Annotated in this window: 4 protein-coding genes; all 4 read right to left on the bottom strand. The window is 32.8% G+C overall.

Translation table 11 applies throughout. The annotated features are described in order from the left end of the window. Positions 1 to 116: 116 nt before the first annotated feature. Entirely contained in the window at positions 117 to 692 is a 576-nt protein-coding gene (locus ACH2BP_RS06525; RefSeq protein WP_395058179.1) for a YdeI family protein, read from the bottom strand. An 11-nt stretch (positions 693 to 703) separates the two neighbouring features. Next, on the bottom strand, positions 704 to 1,966 hold the full coding sequence (gene pepT / locus ACH2BP_RS06520; RefSeq protein WP_395058177.1) for a peptidase T: 1,263 nt from the start codon (positions 1,964 to 1,966) through the stop codon (positions 704 to 706). An 80-nt stretch (positions 1,967 to 2,046) separates the two neighbouring features. Then, a complete protein-coding gene (miaA, locus tag ACH2BP_RS06515; RefSeq protein WP_395058175.1) occupies positions 2,047 to 2,979 on the bottom strand; it encodes a tRNA (adenosine(37)-N6)-dimethylallyltransferase MiaA in 933 nt (310 codons plus the stop codon). A gap of 116 nt (positions 2,980 to 3,095) precedes the next feature. Beyond that, positions 3,096 to 4,457: an exonuclease domain-containing protein gene (locus ACH2BP_RS06510; protein WP_395058181.1), complete on the bottom strand. Its 1,362-nt coding sequence runs from the start codon at positions 4,455 to 4,457 to the stop codon at positions 3,096 to 3,098. Positions 4,458 to 4,479 lie beyond the last annotated feature (22 nt).

The following is a 4,479-nucleotide window of genomic DNA, read 5'->3' as shown; positions in this document are numbered from 1 at the left end:
AAGAAAGTCAAATTTAAACAAAATGAGCCCAATACAATATCGAGCTCATTATTATCAAAATTAATTATAAATTTGTCCAAAATTTTGGGTGCAGTCTACGATTTCGTGGTTTTTTGTTATCTGTACTTATCGTTTAATCCTTTGCCATCAAGAATCATATGTTTTATTTTTTCTAACCGATCGAGCTTGGTTTTTTCTTGCTTTGCAGTATCAATATATTCGATAAATTCTTTTTGTTTGTATGGAGAAAATAAATCGAAAGCTTTAGAAATGTTATGGTTTTCATTAATAAAGCTTTGAAATAAATCAGAAATAATGACTTCTTTTTTCTCTGGTTTGTGTGACTTTCCTTCTTTTTCAATTTCAATAGCTTCTGCAATATAGTATAAGATTAATTTTTCGTTTATCTCACTTTTTGAATAAAAACGCCATTGTCGCAATGCTTTTGTAACACCTTCTTGTGCATTGATTAAAACATTTGATTCGTCCTTTAAATAAACACCATTAAAAAACCAAAGGCCAACATACGATTTGAAACCACCTATACCCAAAACATTTTTATTATTGTAGGTATAAACAATTCCGCCCCATTTAGTGGTTTCTACAAGGTTTGTTTTATTCACAATAGATTTTAGAAGTTCAATTTCTTCACTCCATTGATCATGTTGTTTATCCCAAACTTTAGTAGCCATTAATAAAAAAATTATTTTTTCTCACTCTTTTTATAATCTCCTGAAGCAGTAATTTGAGCAATTTGCACAATAACATCAATTGCCTTTTGAATACTTTCTACAGGAACGTATTCATATTTTCCATGAAAATTGTGTCCACCAGCAAAAATATTAGGACACGGCAAACCTTTGTAAGAAAGTTGACAACCATCGGTTCCGCCACGAATAGGTTTTATAAGTGGTTTGATGCCCAAGTTTTTCATAGCTTTTTCAGCAATATCGATAATATGAAATACAGGAACTACTTTTTCTTTCATATTGTAATATTGGTCTTTTACGTCAGTAATTACAATATCCTCGCCAAATTGTTTGGCATATTTCTTATTCATTTTTTTGGTAATATTAAGAATAAGTTCTTTGCGTTTTTTAAATTTTCTAGCATCATGATCACGAATAATAAGTTCAAGATGTGTTTCTTCGATACTTCCAGAAAGTTGCGTTACATGAAAAAATCCTTCATAACCTTTTGTTTCTTGAGGAATTTCGTCTTTTGGTAATTCATTAATAAATTCGTTTGCCAATAGCATCGAGTTTATCATTTTTCCTTTGGCATATCCTGGATGTACACTTTTTCCTTTGAATGTTATTTTAGCACCAGCTGCATTAAAATTTTCATATTCTAATTCACCAATTTGACTTCCGTCCATAGTGTAAGCCCAGTCGCAAGCAAATTTCTCTACATCAAAATGATGTGCACCACGACCTATTTCTTCGTCTGGTGTAAAACCTACTCGAATTTTCCCGTGTTTGATTTCAGGGTTTTTGATAAGGAATTCCATTGCCGAAACAATCTCGGTAATTCCAGCTTTGTCATCGGCACCAAGTAGCGTTGTCCCATCGGTTGTGATTAGCGTTTGTCCTTTATACAACAGTAAATCTTTGAAATATTTTGGAGAAAGCACGATGTTTTTTTCTGCATTTAATACAATATCGTTACCATCATAATTTTTTATAATTTGAGGTTTTACGTATTTTCCTGTAAAATCTGGAGTAGTATCAAAATGAGAGACAAAACCAATAGTAGGAACTTCGTGAGAAACATTACTCGGCAACGTCGCCATGATGTAAGCTTTGTCATCGATAGTTACATCTTGCATGCCAATCTGTTTTAGTTCTTCGACTAATTTGTTGGCCAAATCCCATTGTTTTGCAGTGCTTGGTGTTGTTTCTGAGTTTGGGTCAGATTCAGTATCTATAGTTACGTAGCTTATAAAACGGTCGATAATATGTTGCATAATGTTTTTTTTAATGAAGGTCAAATATAAGATTTATTTAGGAAAAGAGAAACTCTTCTGCATTCGTGAATTTTATTAATTTATTTATTTTTTGATTCAATTTCGGTATTAACAACCTCTATTATTTTAGAAATATCTGTTTTATAATCGAACCAAATGGTATTTTCAGTTCGTTTGAACCAAGTGAGTTGGCGTTTAGAAAATCTTCTGGTATTTTTTTTAATTTCTTCAATGGCAAAATCTAAAGTAAAATCACCATCAAAAAAGCTATATAATTCTCTGTAACCAACAGTTTGCAAAGCGTTTAATTCTTTATTTGGATATAATTTTTCGGCTTCTGCTAATAAACCTTCGTTTATCATAATATCAACTCGTTGGTTGATGCGATCGTACATAATTTCTCGGTCGGCTTCTAAACCAATGATAATAGGAGTGAAGTTTCTGGCGTTTTTGTCTTTGTTTAAGAACGAAGAATAGGGTTTTCCTGTTCCTATGCAAACTTCTAGAAAACGCATCATACGTTGTGGGTTTTGTAAGGTTTGTGGATTTTCAGAAAGGATTTTAGTGTAATATTCTAGATCTAACTCTTGGAGTTTTTGTTGTAAATATTCTATACCTTTTTCGTCATATTTTTTTTGAATTTCATCACGAATATTAGATTCGATGTTGGGGAAACTATCAAAACCCTTTAAAACTGCATCTACATATAATCCTGAGCCGCCAACCATGATTTGAATTTTGTTTTTACTAAATAACTCGTCTAGTTTTGCAATGGCTTCTTTTTCGAAATCTCCAACAGTATATTCTTCAAAAATTGATTTATTTTGGATAAAATGATGGGTGGCTTGATTTAATTCTTCATCACTTGGAACTGCGGTTCCTATTCGCATTTCTTTAAAAAATTGTCTACTATCGCACGAAATAATATCGCAACCATATTGTTTTGCCAAAGCTATGCTTAGTGATGTTTTTCCTATAGCTGTTGGTCCGATTATGGTTATTAGATAATTCATGAATTAGCGGATTGTTGGTTTTTTAGCCCTGATAATAGTGGAAATCCTTTTTTTTCGCTTTTTTTTTTCGCGGGAGAAAAGATTGCAACGGATAGCAGGAATAGCTCCTAAAAAGTTTAAAATTTTACGATTTTCATCACTTTGTTTTTTCGTAAATAGCCTTGTATAATATTTCGGGTGTCACGGTTGTTAGGCATTGCAGTAATGATGTTTTTTAGGATTTGAATGTTGCTTATCTGGTAGTTTAAATCATAGAAAGCATAACCTTTATACACTCCGTTTTCTATAAGAACTGCACTGCGTTCGCTGATGGTTCGGCCTTTGTCGACAATGACCATACTTTGACTTTCGAAGCTGCTTTTTGTGATAAATTCTTGTACCCGTTTGTTGTATTCTTCGGGCGTAATTTTTCCTATACAAGCACCGTCACACTCGTTTATTTTGTGCTGAAAACATTCGGTTTTTGTTTCGTATAAACCTGTTAGTTTTTGGCACAAATTGTATTGAGAAGAGATTCTAAATAAAGTATTTTTTCCTTCCTGAAGACTTGTGTAGGCTGTGATTTCTTTTTTGCGACCGTCGGCTTTTTGTAATTTCAGATTTAGATAACCATTTGCGTCTGTTTCGGAATAAATAGCTACGGGAAAATGAGTTTTAGGCGACATTCTATTATATATAGGTCGGTTTATTTTTATTTCTTCGGTTTCTTTTAGCAACGCAACAAGTTCGCTTCCAGTTTCTTCGTAAGTAACGGTAAAAACTTCTTGTTGAATTTTTAGCGCACTTTTTGTAATTCCTGTAAAATGCTGGTTGACTCTTTTTTTGATATTTCTACTTTTACCAATAAAGATGATATTTCCGTTTTCTTTATGTATATAATAAACGCCTGTTTTGTTGGGTAAAGATTCAATAATATTGAACAATTTGGGCGCAATTCCTTTGATGATTTCTGTTTTAATTTGCTCTTTGATAATGATTTTCTCCAAATCTTTGTCTAACAACATTTTAAATAATTTGACTGTTGCCAGAGCATCACCTTCGGCACGATGTCTGTCAGTCATTGGGATTCCTAGTGCTCGGACTAATTTTCCTAAACTATAAGATGGTTGTTCTGGTATTAGGATTTTAGCTAATTCGACTGTGCAAAGTGTTTTTGCTTGAAAATCATAACCCAAACGGCGAAATTCAGTACGAAGAATTCGATAATCGAAAACGGTGTTGTGTGCAACAATGACGCAATCTTGCGTGATTTCTACAATGCGTTTGGCTACTTCGTGAAACTTGGGAGCAGAAACTAACATAGCATTATTTATTCCCGTGAGTTTTACTACAAACGGCTGAATTGGGATTTCTGGATTCACTAAACTAATGAATTGGTCTACGATTTCGTGACCATCAAATTTATAGATGGCGATTTCAGTAATTCCTTCTTCATTATACTGTCCTCCTGTTGTTTCTATGTCTAAAATTGCGTACAAATATTGTTTTTTATTGTTTTTT

Origin of the sequence: Flavobacterium sp. (genome assembly GCF_043756175.1) — a bacterium.
Lineage (GTDB): Bacteria > Bacteroidota > Bacteroidia > Flavobacteriales > Flavobacteriaceae > Flavobacterium.
Note: the sequence above shows the minus strand (reverse complement) of the source record. Positions and strands in the feature narration are given on the sequence as shown.